The organism is Candidatus Dependentiae bacterium, from assembly GCA_040878395.1.
GTDB lineage: Bacteria > Babelota > Babeliae > Babelales > Vermiphilaceae > JAKBEL01.
Genome location: JBBDMI010000005.1, coordinates 36,580 through 53,469, shown reverse-complemented (window position 1 = coordinate 53,469; position 16,890 = coordinate 36,580). Strand labels below are relative to the sequence as shown.

At 34.3% G+C, this 16,890-nt stretch carries 14 protein-coding genes; 8 read left to right on the top strand and 6 right to left on the bottom strand.

All coding sequences use genetic code 11. The features are described 5' to 3' along the window. Positions 1 to 30: 30 nt before the first annotated feature. Entirely contained in the window at positions 31 to 699 is a 669-nt protein-coding gene (locus WD055_01745; protein ID MEX0848924.1) for a ribulose-phosphate 3-epimerase, read from the bottom strand. A gap of 252 nt (positions 700 to 951) precedes the next feature. Here WD055_01745 and WD055_01740 point away from each other — a divergent pair, with 252 nt between their 5' ends. From WD055_01740 to groL, 4 genes are all read left to right on the top strand, one after another. Continuing rightward, on the top strand, positions 952 to 1,611 hold the full coding sequence (locus tag WD055_01740; GenBank protein ID MEX0848923.1) for a hypothetical protein: 660 nt from the start codon (positions 952 to 954) through the stop codon (positions 1,609 to 1,611). Positions 1,612 to 1,731: 120 nt separating this feature from the next. Next, complete coding sequence (locus WD055_01735) at positions 1,732 to 2,211, top strand: VOC family protein (GenBank protein MEX0848922.1); 480 nt, start codon at positions 1,732 to 1,734, stop codon at positions 2,209 to 2,211. A gap of 242 nt (positions 2,212 to 2,453) precedes the next feature. Then, entirely contained in the window at positions 2,454 to 2,744 is a 291-nt protein-coding gene (locus WD055_01730; GenBank protein MEX0848921.1) for a co-chaperone GroES, read from the top strand. Between the two features lie 51 nt (positions 2,745 to 2,795). Next, positions 2,796 to 4,442 carry a chaperonin GroEL gene (gene groL, locus WD055_01725; GenBank protein MEX0848920.1) on the top strand — a complete coding sequence of 549 codons (1,647 nt, stop codon included), beginning with the start codon at positions 2,796 to 2,798 and terminating at the stop codon, positions 4,440 to 4,442. A 478-nt stretch (positions 4,443 to 4,920) separates the two neighbouring features. On the opposite strand, the gene WD055_01720 is transcribed toward groL, so the two are convergent. Next, positions 4,921 to 6,411 carry a hypothetical protein gene (locus tag WD055_01720; protein MEX0848919.1) on the bottom strand — a complete coding sequence of 497 codons (1,491 nt, stop codon included), beginning with the start codon at positions 6,409 to 6,411 and terminating at the stop codon, positions 4,921 to 4,923. Beyond that, positions 6,404 to 7,969 carry a hypothetical protein gene (locus WD055_01715; protein MEX0848918.1) on the bottom strand — a complete coding sequence of 522 codons (1,566 nt, stop codon included), beginning with the start codon at positions 7,967 to 7,969 and terminating at the stop codon, positions 6,404 to 6,406. The genes WD055_01720 and WD055_01715 overlap by 8 nt, the downstream gene beginning before the upstream one ends. A 152-nt stretch (positions 7,970 to 8,121) precedes the next feature. On the opposite strand from WD055_01715, the gene WD055_01710 reads away from it, so the two are divergent. Further along, the gene (locus tag WD055_01710) at positions 8,122 to 9,369 is read left to right on the top strand and encodes an urea ABC transporter substrate-binding protein (protein ID MEX0848917.1); all 1,248 of its coding nucleotides are present in this window, start codon (positions 8,122 to 8,124) and stop codon (positions 9,367 to 9,369) included. 2 nt (positions 9,370 to 9,371) lie between these two features. Beyond that, positions 9,372 to 10,415, top strand: coding sequence for a cache domain-containing protein (locus tag WD055_01705; protein ID MEX0848916.1), 1,044 nt, complete (start codon positions 9,372 to 9,374; stop codon positions 10,413 to 10,415). A gap of 600 nt (positions 10,416 to 11,015) precedes the next feature. On the opposite strand, the gene WD055_01700 is transcribed toward WD055_01705, so the two are convergent. Continuing rightward, complete coding sequence (locus tag WD055_01700; protein MEX0848915.1) at positions 11,016 to 11,909, bottom strand: aldolase; 894 nt, start codon at positions 11,907 to 11,909, stop codon at positions 11,016 to 11,018. Positions 11,910 to 12,016: 107 nt separating this feature from the next. Between WD055_01700 and WD055_01695 the strand changes: the two genes are divergently transcribed. Together WD055_01695 and WD055_01690 are read left to right on the top strand one after the other, a co-directional pair. Beyond that, positions 12,017 to 13,996, top strand: coding sequence for a copper-translocating P-type ATPase (locus WD055_01695; protein MEX0848914.1), 1,980 nt, complete (start codon positions 12,017 to 12,019; stop codon positions 13,994 to 13,996). 293 nt (positions 13,997 to 14,289) lie between these two features. After that, complete coding sequence (locus WD055_01690; GenBank protein ID MEX0848913.1) at positions 14,290 to 14,958, top strand: class I SAM-dependent methyltransferase; 669 nt, start codon at positions 14,290 to 14,292, stop codon at positions 14,956 to 14,958. Here WD055_01690 and WD055_01685 read toward each other — a convergent pair. Both WD055_01685 and WD055_01680 read right to left on the bottom strand, forming a co-directional pair. Continuing rightward, positions 14,951 to 16,582, bottom strand: coding sequence for a penicillin-binding protein 2 (locus tag WD055_01685; GenBank protein ID MEX0848912.1), 1,632 nt, complete (start codon positions 16,580 to 16,582; stop codon positions 14,951 to 14,953). The two genes, WD055_01690 and WD055_01685, sit on opposite strands and share 8 nt — an antisense overlap. Then, complete coding sequence (locus WD055_01680; protein MEX0848911.1) at positions 16,575 to 16,847, bottom strand: hypothetical protein; 273 nt, start codon at positions 16,845 to 16,847, stop codon at positions 16,575 to 16,577. The genes WD055_01685 and WD055_01680 overlap by 8 nt, the downstream gene beginning before the upstream one ends. Positions 16,848 to 16,890: the final 43 nt, after the last annotated feature.

The window sequence follows — 16,890 nt, the reverse complement described above, 5'->3', positions numbered from 1 at the left end:
TAGTTAAATAAAAACTGAAAAAGGAATCCTTTATAGGGTTCCTTTTTCTTTTGCGTATAATTGATATAAATATTCAAGTTCTTGTACCGGATTTGGATAACTGAAAATTCCCGATGCAATGCCAAATTGACCAACACCTAAATTGGCTATTTCAATAATGTTGTTGCGGTTTATGCCGCCATCCATTCCGATGTTTATAGACACATCTCTTTTTTTTATTTCATGTTTAAGTGGAGTGATTTTTTTGAGTACTTCCGGTATAAAACTTTGACCGGAAAAACCGGGCTCTACTGACATTAATACTATTTGATCTATTTCGTCCAAGTATGGAAAAGCATTTGCGATAGATGTTTTTGGGTTTATTGCAATACTGGGCTTCCATTTTCTATTTTTTATTTCTTTAATTAACGTTTCAATATTTGATTTTGTTTCGACATGAAAGGTGATATAGGTGCCTTCTGGAACAGACAATGTATCAAGAAAATTCTCTGGTTGTTCAATCATTAAATGTATCCACAATGGTTTTTTTGTGTTTTGTGCGATTGCATTCATGAACTGTGCCCCCCAGGTTAGGTTGGGTACAAAATGATTGTCCATAATATCAAGATGGTATCCATGGCAATGATTATCAAGTTCTTGTATAGTTTTTTGTAGATTCAGTAAATCGGCTGAAATTAATGAGGGCCAAATTTCAAACATGAGCAGTTCCTTATTTATTTTTTTCTTTTTCTTACCCTACCAATTTCTTTTATTAGATGCTACTCGATTGCTTATTTGTAATATGTAAAGAGGGAAGGAGTGCAATATTTATCAATGAAACTCCTATAAGAATAATAAATATTTGTTGCAAAAAGGTAATAAAAAGAGGGCCTAAAGAAGGGCCTTTTGACATAGACTTGTTTTTGATTAACACTGGAAGAGAATGTTAATCTTAAACAATGGGGGTCTGTTATGACACGTTTACATTCATTGGCGTTAGTAATGTTGTTGGCTGTTTCATCTGTAGCTCAATCAGTAACTTTTTTGAGTATGCCGAGTTTGCCAAGTTTACCCACATGGGCTAATTGGAATACGGTATCTGGTTATTGCACAGCTGAGGCATGTCAAAATGGTTGGAAAAATACGCGTGATTTCACAACACGTAATGCAGCAATGTTGCAAAACGCGATTGTTCAAAATCCGTATATCGCAGCAGCGATAGCAGCAGGTTCGATAACTGTTGGTGGTTTGGCATATATGCTCAAAACAAAATATGCAGCGCGTAAAATGCGTCAACAAGAAGTGAATGACTTGGTATATGCAATGATGCTTGAGTTAGAATTGCAAGATGCTGAGTATGCACGTCAATTACAAGAAGAACTCAATGGTGGTGTTGATCAAGATCAAACAACCGTTGATGAACGAGATATTGTTGCATTGGTTAATCAGTTGTTAGCTGATGAACAGTTTGCAGCTTACCTTCAAGATCAAGAAGGACAGTTGCATGTTGAGATCACGAATGAGGACTTGGCAGGACACCTTATGCGCGATGAAGAAGATCTTTATCGAGAAAGACAAGCACAAATTGCAGCTGATGAACAGTTTGCTCGTGAGCTTGAAGCACAGGCATAAGATAGTACAATAGATATTTTAGAGGCGCTTATTTACATAGGCGCCTCTTTTTTTTGATATTTTGTAGTTTATTATGCATATGATAAACTAATAATAAAAGGTACAAATAAAGGATAATACGTGAGCGAGACGGTTCAAAAAGTTCATATGTTAATTGTAATGCAACCTGATATTGCAAAAGCAATAGCTTTTTATCAAAAACTTGGTTTAAAGCTTGTTTTTCATATAAAAGATAAATGGGCAGAAATGCAACTTGGCGATATCAAGCTTGGCTTGTGTCCCACAAATGTCTCATCAGAAGGTACGCGCACCGGTATTGTCCTGCAAGTTGCAGATGTAAAAAAAGCATATAATGAACTCAAAGATTCGGTTGAGTTTCTATCAGAGCCAAAAGAAGCGGTTCATGGCATTATGGCCAGCTTTAAAGATGTTGGAGGGAATCTGCTTGATTTATATCAACCAACGCCTGAAAAAGTAACAGAGTTAGTCAAAAAAACAGCTGAACAAGATGTTGATAACAATAATAATAATGCAAGCACTTGTGCTAAAAGAGGAGCGCAATGCTGTAAAAAAAAGATCAATGAGGTTGCTCTGAGCTAAGAGGCTGTCAATTGGTTTTTTGAGTAATTGTATGGTAAACTAAACGACATCATTAAATGAGTTTTTAACTTTCAATTTTCGACATGAATCATACAAAAATATGAGTGTATCTATATCAAAAAAAGTTCATTGCATTTTGCATATATTTTCTTATAATTAAGGTTACTAGGACATTAAGCAAAGTTTTATTATATTCAAAATAGTCATATTAAACTATCTGTTTTTTAACCGGAGAACACGCTATGTTTGCGAAATTCAAACCATTAAGAGATCGCGTTTTGGTAAAGCGCATTGATGAAGAAGAAAAAACTGCCGGTGGTATCATTATTCCCGATGCGGCAAAAGAAAAAGCTCAAACCGGTTCAATTTTAGCTGTAGGGTCAGGACCTAAAGATTCAGAGGGTAATTATATTCCTTTGGATGTAAAAGTTGGTGATATTGTTTACTTTGGTAAATATGCCGGCACCGAAGCCGGAAATGATCATTTGATTATTCGTGAAGAAGAAATTTTAGGAATTGTTGAAAAATCATAATACAGATTTTTTGAAAAAACTGCTTCATTAAAGCACAGGAGTTGAAAACTTATGTCATCAAAAAGAATTCTTTTCGGTTCAGATGCGCGAGAGCGTATTCGTAAAGGTGTAGATACACTTGCCGATGCAGTAAAAGTCACTTTGGGTCCAAAAGGTAGAAACGTTGTTTATGAACGTTCATTTGGTTCACCAAGTATCACTAAAGATGGTGTAACCGTTGCAAAACAGATTGAGTTAAAAGAGCCTCTTGAAAATATGGGTGCACAAATGGTGCGTGAAGTTGCAAGTAAAACTGCTGATTTGGCAGGTGACGGAACCACAACAGCAACCGTTTTAGCTCAAGCTATTTTTCGTGAAGGTAATAAATATGTAACTGCCGGTGCAAATCCTATGGATCTTAAACGTGGGATTGATAAAGCAGTAAAAGCTGTAGTTGAAAATATCAAAAGCCAAGCAAAATCGGTAAGCGACAAAAAAGAGATTGAACAAGTTGCAACTATTTCAGCAAACTCAGACCTTGAAATTGGTAAACAGATTGCTGAAGCAATGGAGCGGGTTGGTCAAGACGGTGTGATCACTGTTGAAGAAGCAAAAGGTATGTATGATGAGCTGGATGTTGTTGAAGGCATGCAGTTCGATCGTGGTTATCTTTCACCATATTTTGTTACCAATGCAGAAAAAATGGAAACCATTATGGATAATCCATTGATTTTAGTATGTGACAAAAAAATTAGTAACATGAAATCAATGTTACCGGTTCTGGAACAAACTGCAAAATCAGGTCGTGGTTTGGTAATTATCGCAGAAGATGTTGAAGGTGAAGCGTTAGCTACTTTGGTAGTAAATAAATTGCGCGGCACCATTAATGTTGCTGCAATAAAGGCTCCCGGCTTTGGTGATCGCCGTAAAGCAATGTTGGAAGATATTGCTGTATTGGTTGGAGCAGAAGTTATTTCAGAAGAAAAAGGTTTGAAACTTGAAAATGTAACTATGCATAGTTTGGGTAATGCAAAACGCGTTGTCATCACTAAAGAAAATACAACTATTATTGAAGGTGAAGGCGATAAAGAAGCGATCAGAAATCGCGTTGCACAAATTCGTATGCAAGTTGAAAATACAACTTCAGATTATGACAAAGAAAAAATGCAAGAACGTTTGGCAAAGCTTGCCGGTGGTGTTGCAGTTATAAAAGTTGGTGCAGCGACTGAAGTTGAAATGAAAGAGAAAAAAGATCGCATTGATGATGCATTAAGTGCAACTCGTGCAGCTGTTGAGGAAGGCATTGTCGCCGGTGGTGGTATTGCATTAATCAGAGCGCAAAAATCAATTGAAGCATTACAACTTAAAGGTGATCAAATGCTTGGCGCACAAATTGTAAGCAAAGCGATTGAAGAGCCGTTGCGCATCATTGTAAAAAATGCAGGATTCGAATCTTCTGTTGTGGTTAATAAAGTATTAGAATCAACAGGCAATATGGGATTTGATGCAAAAAATGGTGAGTTTGTAGATATGGTTAAGGCCGGTATTATTGATCCGGCAAAAGTAACCAGATCTGCAGTTCAAAATGCAGCTTCAATTTCCGGATTGTTATTAACAACTGAAGCTTCTATTTATGAAATTCCTGAAGATAAAAAAGAAGCTCAAGCTCCAATGCCTGGTGGTATGGGCGGCATGGGTGGAATGCCAGGAATGTATTAATCGCATTTTAAGACTATTATATTTTTTAAAGCTCGATCTTTTGGTCGGGCTTTTTTATTGTATCGTTTTGTTTGTTTTATACTGTGAACATTTTTAATGTCTAACTCTGCCGAATGAATGCATATTTCTATAATCAAGATGTAATTAAATTAATACTTGCTCAAATTCAAACAATTTTTAAACAGGATGTGATAATAATCTAAGTAAAACAAATAAATTTGCCCATTTTGTCATCCCTGAAGGGGATCCAGCGGTAATCGGTGTGATCTAGAGGAATACTTGACCAAAAAGTTTGTTTATTTAAAAATTGAATTGGTTTCTAATGTTTTTAAATTGTGTTTTTATGATATTCTTTAGACAATGTGCCTCATTGACCAAGACTTTATTAACATTACACCGGATTTCGCTGGATCCCCTTCAGGGATGACAAAATAAAAAATTATTTCATCTATAATGATCATTACTATACAAAAATTTTTTAAAAACTGTTCACAGTTTTGTTTGTTTTATATGCATAATACTGTTTGAGTATTTCGATACATTTTGTAGCTTCATAATGTAATTCGATTGTTTTAATATGCTGATTGAGCCATTTGCAATCAATAACTTCTAGAGATTTGTATAATAAATTCATTTCATCATTGTTAAATAAGATAGTATTATTTTCTCTACGTTTATCAAGAATCCAGGATAGTTTGAGGCACATATGTTTTATGAGTTCATATGCTTGTTTACTTTCATTGAGTTGATTGCAATTTTTTAAAAAATTATTAGCAGATCTAATAGATTTAAAATAATACTTTTTTGCATCATTAAACTTTTTTTGTGCATGGTGATTATTTCCTATAATGCTATATATTTGAGTAGCATAAAAGTGAACATAGTCAGGATTATATTTTGATTCTTTAAATCTTTTTTCCCACAAATCTTTTTGAGACTTTGTGAGATTATCATTATTACATTTCTGTATGAGTTGACAAGCAATAGAAAGTAAATGTTCTTTTTCGTCTATAGTATAGGTTGATTCTTCATAAATAGCATTTAGCATGTTTAATGTATGAGGGTTTATCAGGGTATCTTGTTCTTCAATTAATGGTATATGCAAATGCACGAGCATATCTTGTGTGGAAACAAGATGGTGAGTCCATAGATTTTTCAATGTATACCACGATGGTTTATTTAGACACAAGCTGTCTATAAAAGGAAGCAGGAGGGCGATGTTTTTTGAAATTTGATAGCGTTCATATAGGTTTTCAATATGTTGATATGCATACCACATATTCCACAGGTCATGGTAATATTGATTGGCAACTTCTGATAAAAAACGATCAGGTAAATTTATTGATGTTGTGATTGGTTTACTATGTTCAATCAATTGTTTTGATTTTTCAATTATAGGTTTTGCATCTATAGATATATTTAGATTATTTTTTTGTGATGTTGAGTTTGCCATACACAAAAGATGTCCGGCAATTATCTGTTTGTTATAAAGATCTTCAGTTTGATGGTAGTATTTTTCAATAGATGATATTTCTTTCGAACTTATATTGAGTATTTGTTGTTTAAGAGCTTTTTCGTGCAATTTTTCAAATAGTGGCTTTGTTTCCATAGGTGTATCTAAAATAGTCCGTACTGATGTGTCTACAAAGTCCCATTCGGGCGATAAAATATAATCAGATGTTTTATCATGTTTTTTTATTTGTTCAATTATAGTTTGAGTCTTATGATGAAGTTGTTTTATTTTATCGTGCATCGATATTTTTAAGATAGGGCATTGTTCTTGATGATAAGTGGTGGTATAGAATGATAAGGCGCCATAATACAATTCCAGCGTTTTAATGGGTTTTTTTTGTGTTTTTTCAGCTGCATAAATAAGTCCATTGGCAGAAGATAAAAAAATGGGTGAAATCGAAGCGCTTTTAATAAAGAATGGCGCAAAAAAGATAAAGCAAAATAGTCTATTATACACTTTTGCCCCTTGGTTTTTTACGCGAACGCATTATACGAGATCTTTGAGCATCATTTTTTAATTTTTTTTGCGCTTGAATTATTAACGCTTGTATTTTTTTGTTTTCTAGTAATAAAGGAAATTGATGAATCATTCCATTAACTTTTATTAAGTCGTCAATTCTTGTGGTTCTTTCCAGTAGTCGTATGGCAGCTTTTTGAAATGTTTTATGATTGATAATTTTTTCTTGCCATACATCTTTATGCCAAGTTTCCATTTTTTCTTTATAAGAAAACTGTTTTTCTTTTCTGAGTAATTTTCGACCGGTTTCAAGAAATACTTCTTGCATTATAGTCAGTTCCCGGCTCTTACGATCTTCATTTCGTGGTTTTTTTATACCCTCGACAATGATGTGGCACCTATCAATAGATAGCTGTATATCTTCCGGAATGATAATAGAATAGTCATTTCGTTCAAAATGAGCAATTAGATCGGAGGCCTTGAGAATATATGTTTCTATTGTACTGCGTTGTGCTGTATTGGTTTCAAGTAGATATGAATTGTATAAGATGTTGAAAACGGGAAACAATTGTGAAAGAGCTTTTTTTTGCTCAATTATTTTCTGTTCATTATCAATAGCTTTTTTTTGTCTGGATTTTTTAAATATATGCATAAGTAACCGAGGAGACCGAGGGGGTCGGTGTGGGCTTTCCAGAGGGGTTTTTGAGGGGAAAATTCGTGTAGAGATATTGTCGATTAAATTATATATAGGCCCTATAAATTCTTTTTGACCATCATATACATTGGTTTCTATTTTTCTATTAAGGTTTGATAAAAGATTTTTAGCTTCTTTGTCCGATAGAGATAGTTTAGTAATTTTACTGTACTTTTTGCGCGGAATTATGCTTTCTTCTTCTTCCGGTTTTTCTAGTTTGAGTCGAGGCACAGTTCGTTTTTTTTGTGGATCTGATGTTGAATCATGTGCAAGTGGGCTCAGATTTTTCTTTTCTTCGATTTCTAGCATTGATTCATATTTATTCCAATAATTCATTCGGCCTGAATTTTGTCGAGCTGTTTCAGGAGGATGGTGTGGTTTGCTCTTATCAAATGATGGATCAAGGATGGAGATATAGAATATTGTTTTTTTTATTTCTTTTTTTACTTGTTCATTTTCTTCGTATCTTTTATCGACTAAGGCAAGGAAAGCTAAGGCCTGATAGCATTGTTTAATACTTTCAGTCAGGCTTAGATTGAGTCTTGGGACAGCGGCAGCCGCAGGTTTTTTTTCGAGTGATTTTTTTTTTGTTTTTTCGGTTAAGCTTATACGTTTTTTTGTTTCTTCATTAAGCATTTGTGCCAAATGAAAATCGGGATCATTTTCCGGTCTTGGCGTTGATTCAGCGATTGCTCTAGGAGATGAACTTGTTAATGGTGATAAATTCAAAATTTCCATGGATCGGGGGCGGTGTGAATCTAATTGTAGGTGTGTTGTGCGGTATGGATCGGAAGAAGGCCTTTTTTTATTGGCAGTAATAGTTGTGCAGTTGACTATAAGGATAATCAATACAAGTTTCGTCATGTTCTAGTGTCCTACTTTTGTATGGTGACAATCTGCATCAAATATATAGTATTTTTATATAAAAAAGCAAGCGAGTTAGTTTAATCATTGTAATGTAGTCGCTTGTAATGATAGTGTAATGTTATAAAAAACCTTATTGAAAAAGTTTAAATATGAAACGAATTATTTTGTATTTTTTGTCAGCATTCTGTTGTGCTGTATTGTTAACTGTGGGTGTGTACAGCTATTTTTTTAGAAACAAAGAAACTATTAAAGTTGGCGTTTTGCATTCAATGACCGGAACAATGGCATCTAGTGAGCGACCTGTTGTTGATGCCGTATTGATGGCTATTGATGAGATAAATGAAAAAGGAGGGCTTTTAGGCTGCCAAATTGAGCCGATTGTTGTTGATGGCAAATCAAATTGGTCAACTTTTGCTCAACAAGCTGAATGGCTGATAACGGAAGAAAAAGCGCAGGTTATTTTTGGTTGTTGGACTTCAGCCAGCCGTAAAGAGGTAAAGCCAATTGTTGAAAAATATAATAATTTGTTGTTTTATCCAGTGCAGTATGAAGGCGCAGAATCTTCATCGAATATTATTTATACAGGTGCTACGTCAAATCAACAGATATTTCCGGGAGTCAATTGGAGCTACGATAATTTAGGTAAAAAATTTTATATTGTTGGTTCTGACTATGTATATCCACGCATTGCAGGAATTATTATGAGAGAGCAACTGAATTCACTGGATGCAGAAATTTTGGGAGAACAGTATTTTGTATTAGGAACACAGGATGTGCAAGATATAGTACAAGACATAAAAATAAAGCAACCTGATGTTATTCTTAATAATATAAATGGTGACACTAATGGTTATTTTTTCAAAGCATTACGTGAAGCAGGAATAACCTCTGATAAAATTCCAACGATGTCATTCAGTATAGCTGAAGCCGAACTTCAACAGATGGATATTTCGTTGACAATTGGTGATTATGCGGTTTGGAGTTATTTTCAAAGTATTGATAGTCAAATAAATAAAGACTTTATTAAAAATTTTCAAGAGCAATATGGTAAAGACAGGGTGATTACCGATCCTATGGAGGCAGCATATTTTGGCGTATATCTTTGGAGCAGGGCTGTTTTTTTGGCTCAATCATCTGATCCGGAAAAAGTGATAGATAAAATTGCTAGCCAAAGTAAAAAAGCTCCTGAGGGGATTATATATACGGATGGATTTAATCATCATACATGGAAATACTCGCGTATTGGAAAAGTAAATAGTCAGGGGCAGTTTGATATTCAGTGGAGTTCGGAAAAAGCAATTTATCCAGTTGTGTACCCTTATAAGTCGAGTGATGAATGGAATGATATTTTGAATAATTTATATCAACAATGGGGGGGCAAATGGGCAAAAGAATAGATATGAAAGCAGTATTTTCCTCATTACGTACAGTGCGGATTTTTTTAATATTATTGCTTCAGATAGTTTTTATAGGTTGTGTATATATTCCCTTGTCTTATTATTGGCCAATAATGAAACAAAAAGAACTTTTTTTCTTGGCTAATGAACGAACAAATGAAATTATATTTTTTATTGAAAAGCAGCGGCGTTATGTTGTTGAATTGGCGCGAAGTGAATATATGCAACAATTAATTGCCTTTGCAGGTGGTCAGAGTGAAATTACTGCACTGCAAGTAAAGAAAATGCAATCATTTGTGCGTGGTTATCAGGAATCTTTTGGTTATAAACAGATTTTTTTGATAGATCAAACAGGAAAGTTTATTTTTTCAACTCTTGAAGGGCTGGTAGGGAGAAACATAACCGAGGAATATCGCGATAGTTCTATTACGAAGTCATTTGAACTTATTCGCATGACATTTACTTCTGAAATTTCTCAGCTTATGTATGATCCTTTAGTCAAGCAAGAGGCTTTGTTTATGACAATGCCGGTTTTTTTTGAAGAAAAATTAATTGGTTTTTTAGTTGCGCAGCTGGATAGTGAGCAGATACAGGATGTAATAAATAAGTTTACCGGATTGGGAGAAAAAGGAGAGTTCCTTATTGCCGAACGGTTAGGTGACAAGCTGTCATTTGTATTGCCTCCACGTATATCGCCGGAGCTTATGTTTGCACGTAAAGAGATTAGTAACGATTTAGAGTTGCCTATTGAAAAAGCTGCGTCCGGCTTTGAAGGATTTGGTATAAGTCGTGATTATCGAGGTATAATTACTGCTTCTGCTTGGTATTTTATTCCACAAGTTAATTGGGGTTTGGTGGCAAAAATCGATTTAGATTCTGTAATGTTTTATATTTATCTATTACGGTATCTTATATATCTCTTAATGTTATGTGCATTAGTTTTAGCAGGCTTTTTATTGAGTCAATTTTTGTATGGTAAGAGTGCTGTTGTTTCTAAAAAGTCTTTAGAGGATAAGCCAAAAAATAAAAGGGTTAAAAAAGGATAATTCCTTTTTTTAAATCCTTTTATTTAAATTATATTTCGTTTTTTGTTTTATTTCGTAAATAAAGATTCTTTTCTTTTTATATTTTTTTTGGCCTGTCGGCCGGCCCTTAAGTGTGTCTTGTCACACACTTAAGAATCAAGACACAAAAGGAGGACCTTTTGAATCCCAATTTCTCACGTAAATGCAGTGGCACACACAGAACCACATTTTTTTCAAAAATGATGGTTTGCTTCGGCCACTGTTACGTTATCGGTCATACGTAACGCTTGTCATTAAGTTACCTTATGCAATAAATACAATATATTAGATATCTTATAGTTACTTGAAATCTATTTACTAACTCGTGCTTATTTCTTCCCCTTTGTCATTCCCAGCCGTCGCTAAAGCTAAGGCGGGCAGGCTGCGAAGGCAGGAATCCATAAAAAAAGGTATCCTTCGATACAATTTTACTTCGTAAAATCACTCAGGATGAAAACTTGTACAATTAAATAGCATAGGCATTGTAGGCTTATAATGTTCACACTTATTGAAAAAAATAAAATATAAGGTCGCAACACCAAATAAACAGTTTTAGAGGAAAAACAAAACATGACAAAAGAGTTATCTCGTATAGATGATACGAGATAACTCTTTTGTCATGTTAATTGCATCACTGAGTGAATGTTGAAAAACATTGCGCCCAACGGCAGCACCGGCAATACCACCTTTATGAACTTGATCTTTAATTCTTTTTAAAAATGAAACAGTATCAACCTGTTTGCCACCGGAACAAATAACTTTTGTGTTTCCGGCAGCTTGTTTAATGAGATGTAACTGTTCAATTGCTGAATGATGAGGAGCATTTGTTGGTGCTTTTATTTTAACCACATCAGCACCAAGTGCGTTTGCAACACCCGCAGCACCGGCCAACATTTCAAGTGTGTCATCTTTTTTGACGGCAAAGCCACGAGGGTAAATCCACAAAATAGTAAGTAAACCGTGTTGGTGTGCTTGCCATATAATTTGTGCAGCTTCAGTTAACATTTCAGATTCAAATTCAGATCCCAAATAAATGGTATAACCTACACCACGAATTTTTAATTGTGATTCATTTTTTAGAGTAACAACATCAGAAACAGACCACATTTGTTTGCTTATTGGATCAGTGCTTTTATATTTTTGTGAAAATAATTGTTGCCATGGAGATGGTTTGTTTTGTTTTATAATGTTTGTTTTACTGTTTAGTTTTGCAATATAATTTACTTCTTTATATTGGTTGCCATAACGTGCAATTAAGCCAAGTTGCGTTGCGAATGCGCCAATGTTACCCTGTTGTGCGATGTTAAAAAGGTGCTTAGGATGAGCAAATTCACTGTGAAAGTCTGCATTTAAATGTTCAATTTTTTGATCACCGGCAAAAAGAAACAGATGTTCAGAGTTGCGTGTGATTGTATTGAGATTTTCTTGGTACAGTTCTTTTTTTTGTGATGGAACATCAGCGGGAATATAGTTCATTTTTTTTATCCTTATATATATTTTTTTTAATATACCTTAGACCTTGTGTTTTATGGAAGTTCATATTTATTCTGTAATAAAACATAATAAATATGAGGAAACAAACCATGATGCAAACTGGTCATCATTATATGATGTTACAAGATTTCAAACGACGTTTTTTTGTTTCATTTTTTCTTACTGTTCCTTTATTAATATTATCACCTACATTACAGGATATATTTGGTGTATCATGGCATTTTACTGGAGATCAATATGTACGATTTATGTTGGCAACGATACTGTTTTTTTATGGAGGAAAACCATTTTTACTTGGTTTGTACAAAGAGGTTAAAAGATTTAAGCCTGGCATGATGACTTTGATTGGTCTATCTATTACCGTGGCGTATCTTTATAGTGCTGCGGTTGTTTTTTTTATTTCAGGGCCAATATTCTTTTGGGAACTTGCAACATTAATTAATATTATGTTGTTAGGGCATTGGATTGAAATGCGTTCGGTGATGGGTGCTTCTAAAGCATTACAAAAGCTGGCAGCATTGATGCCTGTGCAGGCGCATATTGTTCTTGCCAATGGTGCAATAAAAGATATTCCGACTGCGGATGTTAAAAAAGGGAATATAGTTTTAGTGCGTCCTGGCGAAAAAGTTTCTGCCGATGGTGTGATTATTGAAGGTGAATCTGAACTGAATGAAGCCGCATTAACCGGCGAATCAAAGCTAAGGTTCAAGAAGAAGGGAGATTCGGTTATTGCAGGTGCGTTGAATGAGGTTGGTTCATTGACAATTCGTGTTCAAAAAGATCAAAAAAATAATTATATTTCTCAAGTTATCTCGTTGGTCAAAGAGACGATGGCGAGCAAATCACAAGCACAAAATATAGCAGATAAAGCGGCATTTGCGTTAACAATTATTGCTATATCTGCAGGTGTTGTCACATTAATAAGTTGGTTATATATTACCGGCATTTTTTCATTTGCATTGGAACGTATGGTCAGCGTAATGGTTATTACTTGTCCACATGCTTTAGGATTAGCGATTCCTTTAGTGGTTGCCGCTATCACTACAATTTCTGCAGGACGTGGTTTATTGATAAAAAATCGTACAGCATTTGAGGATGCACGAAATGTTACGATGGTGGTTTTTGATAAAACCGGTACATTGACCGAAGGTGCGTTTAAGATAACTGATGTGGTTTCTTTAACAAATATTTCTGCTGATGAACTATTGGTGATAGCAGCTAGTTTGGAACAGCATGCAAAGCATAGTATTGCACAAGCTATTATAAAAAAGACACAAGAAGAACAAATTGACTTAGTTTCCGTGCAAGAGGTGCAAACCATTGTAGGTAAGGGCATTACGGGCAAAATTGCCAATGAAACTTACTTTATTGGTAAGCCGAGTTTGCTTACGGACTTTTTGGTAAAACCGAACAACTTAGATCAAGCTTTGCAAAAACTGAAAGTAATTGTAAAAGAAGCAAAAACAGCATTTTTTGTTTCGACAGCAACAGAAGTTATTGGTATTATTGCAGTTGCCGATGTTATTCGTAAATCGTCATTACAAGCGGTTGATATGTTGCACAAGCAGGGTATCAAAGTGGCTATGATTACTGGGGACAATAAACAGACTGCGCAAATTGTGGCACAAAAATTGGGTATCGATACCGTGCTTGCTGAAGTGTTACCGCATGAAAAAGCATCAGAAATTAAAAAATTACAACAAGAGGGTTTCATTGTTTCAATGGTGGGCGATGGTATTAATGATGCACCGGCTCTGGTTGCTTCAAATGTGGGAATTGCGCTTGGTGCAGGTACTGATGTTGCCATCGAGTCGGCAGATGTTGTCTTGGTTCAAAATGATCCTAAGCAAGTTGTGGATATTATAGATCTTTCGCGCACAACTTATAAAAAAATGATTCAAAATTTACTTTGGGCGACAGGCTACAATATTTTTGCGATTCCGCTTGCTGCAGGTGTTTTTTATAATTATGGCATAATGATAGATCCGGCTTTTGGTGCATTATTGATGACTTTAAGTACTGTGGTGGTAGCGATTAATGCACAATTGCTTTATTTAAAAAAGAAGTAAAAAATTTTTATTGAAAAGTATGGTTTGTTTTGTGTAATTTTTTGATTATATATTAGGTTAGTTTTTACCGGAGAAAAAATATGTCAGTAAATGATTGGATGTTCGCTGCTGTTGATGCCGTTCTATGGTATGCTTTTTTATACTATTTTCTTTTTAGTGTAAAAAATAGTGTGAACCTTTACAAAAGTGCTTTTATACTATTGGTGCTTATGTATGCAGCATTTATTGTTTGTCCTTGGTTTAGAAACACACCAGGTTGGATTGCATTGTTTGGATAATTTTTTATAGAAATTATGATAAAAAATATGCGTGAACAGTCTATTGAATCGCTTTATACAAAACGAGCAGCTTTGTATGATTTTTTGTTTTTACGTTTGCTTGGATATGAAAATGGTCTAAAGGCTCTTTTTAATCAAACAGATGTTATAAAAAAAGGTATCAAGATATTAGATGCTGGTTGTGGCTCTGGTGCTGTTATAAAGGTTCTGTATCAGATTGGAAAAAATGATGATACAGATTTGCAGTTATATGGATTTGACAAGACTGAGGCAATGTTGAAACGTTGCAGAAAATGGATGTATCATAACAATATTTTTGAGGTTACAATCGAGCAAGCTGATGTTTTGCATTTAGATGAATTTTCAAAAAAACATTATGATTTCGATCTAATTGTTTGTTCTGCCATGTTGGAATATATACCAAAAAAACAGATGTTGCATGCACTGCAGAATTTAAAAAAACTTTTGACATCACAAGGAATATTTTTGATGTTTATAACTAAAGACAACTATTTTAATCGTCTATTTATGCATCACTGCTGGAAAGCTGAAATGTATACAAAAGGTGACCTAGCGACTTTGCTTTATAGTGCAGACTTTCATGACGTAACCTTTAAATGTTTTCCATTTCCTTATAATTATTTAAATCTTTGGGGTCATATTGTTGAGGCTAGAATTAAATAATTTTATCATGAATTACCGTTTTTTGTGCAACTTTTTCAAATAATGGTACTGCAACTTGACTGGCATATAAACCTGGCATACTGGCCTCTTTAATATACGTAATAATAATACGTTTATAATCATCTTTTTGTATAATACCTGCACAAGAGTAACTGTTTTTTGTATCAATATATATACCATTTTCCAGTAGGTTTGCCGTTCCGGTTTTGCACATGATGTCGTAACCTTGCATGCGTGCGCGACGGGCAGTTCCTTGTAGTGTTGTTCGTTGTAATATTTGTTTTATATCATTAATTACCGATTGATCATAAAGACGTGTGGAGAATATTGGTTGTTGTTGATTCAGAATAATGCGTGGTTGCACCATATAGCCATCATTTGCAATCACCGAAAATGCACGTGCAAGTTGCAAGAGGGTAGTTGTGATTTCATAGCCATAAGAAAGAGATATCACCGATTGTTGAGACCAATCTTTGGGTGGATTAATAAAACCTTTTTGTTCACCGGGTAAATGTATATCAGTTTTTATGCCAAAGCCAACGCGTTGATAATGTTCATATAGTTTTTCATTTAATCGTTTTGCCACAAGTGCAATACCGATATTATTTGATTTTTCAATCACTTGTGAAAAAGTTAATGTACCATGTGCAATGGTTGTGTTTATACGGCGTCCATCGATGTAGGTCGTTTTGCTATTTTTACAATCAATTTCTTCATCAATATCAACAACATTTTCTTGTAATGCGGCTAATGCAGCAAACACTTTAATAACAGAGCCAAGTTCATATTGTTCGGAAATACAATAATTTTTTGTTAATTTTAGATTTACATTTTGTGTATTGTTTGGATCGAATGTTGGATAATTTGCCATGACGAGAATGTCACCATTTGTGGGATCAAAAACAAGAACTGATCCTTGTTGGGCATTGAATTTTTGTACAGTATTTTGTAGCTCTTCTTGTACTAAGAATTGCAAATCAGCATCTATAGTTACATTTATTGGGTTGCCATTGTTGCCAATACATTTATCAACTTTATCAAAGTAAAAATATCCTGAGCGAGCATCTTTTTGTAAAGTGTATGAGGTTGGTTTTCCTTTTAGATTTGTATCAAATAAATATTCAATTCCTAAGCTGCCTATGTTGTCAATATTGGTAATACCAATTATTGAAGATAAACAGGCAAAAGGATAATGACGATGCGGTTCTTTTATGAATTGAATATGGTCGGTTCCATATGTTTTTATCAAATCAATTTGCTCTTTAGTTAAATTACGTTGTATAAACATAAATGATGCATCAGGTTTTGTTTGATAGCGAATATAGGCTTGTGGAAAATAAAGATGTAAAAATGAAAATAATTGTTCATCGTTCATGCATTTATTTGGGCATATGAATGCAGAAACAGCTTTTTTGTTAAGTGCAATTGGTGTATTGTTACGATCAAATATCAAAGCACGTTCAGGAGTATGAGTTATAGTCGTTTTGTACTGCTTTTCTGCCAAATCATAAAAAAAAGCATGTTGATATATTTGCATGAAAAATAGATTCAAAATGACGACACTATAGCAAATACAAAAAAATAAAAAAATGCCGACAGTGCGTAGTTGTTGGGCATTATCCATGCGTAGTTAACTTTTGCATTTGACCAATTGAGATTGGTGTCATATTCAGATAGGTGCTCGCATAGGTTTTTACCGTGTTGCGATCTTGCAAGTTGCACAGTTCGTGTGTTAATTCATTTTCTTGCTTTGCAAGGAGATGAAGCTCTTGTTCGTAACGTTGTTTTTTATACATCAAGCCGGTAATTGTGCTGCGTTTGTGAATGAGTAATATTACGAACATAACATTAGTTAAAATAACGGTGATTAAAAAGGTTCGCTTTTTCATTTTTATTCCTTTAGATATATCTCATAGTAATAAAAGTGCCTTT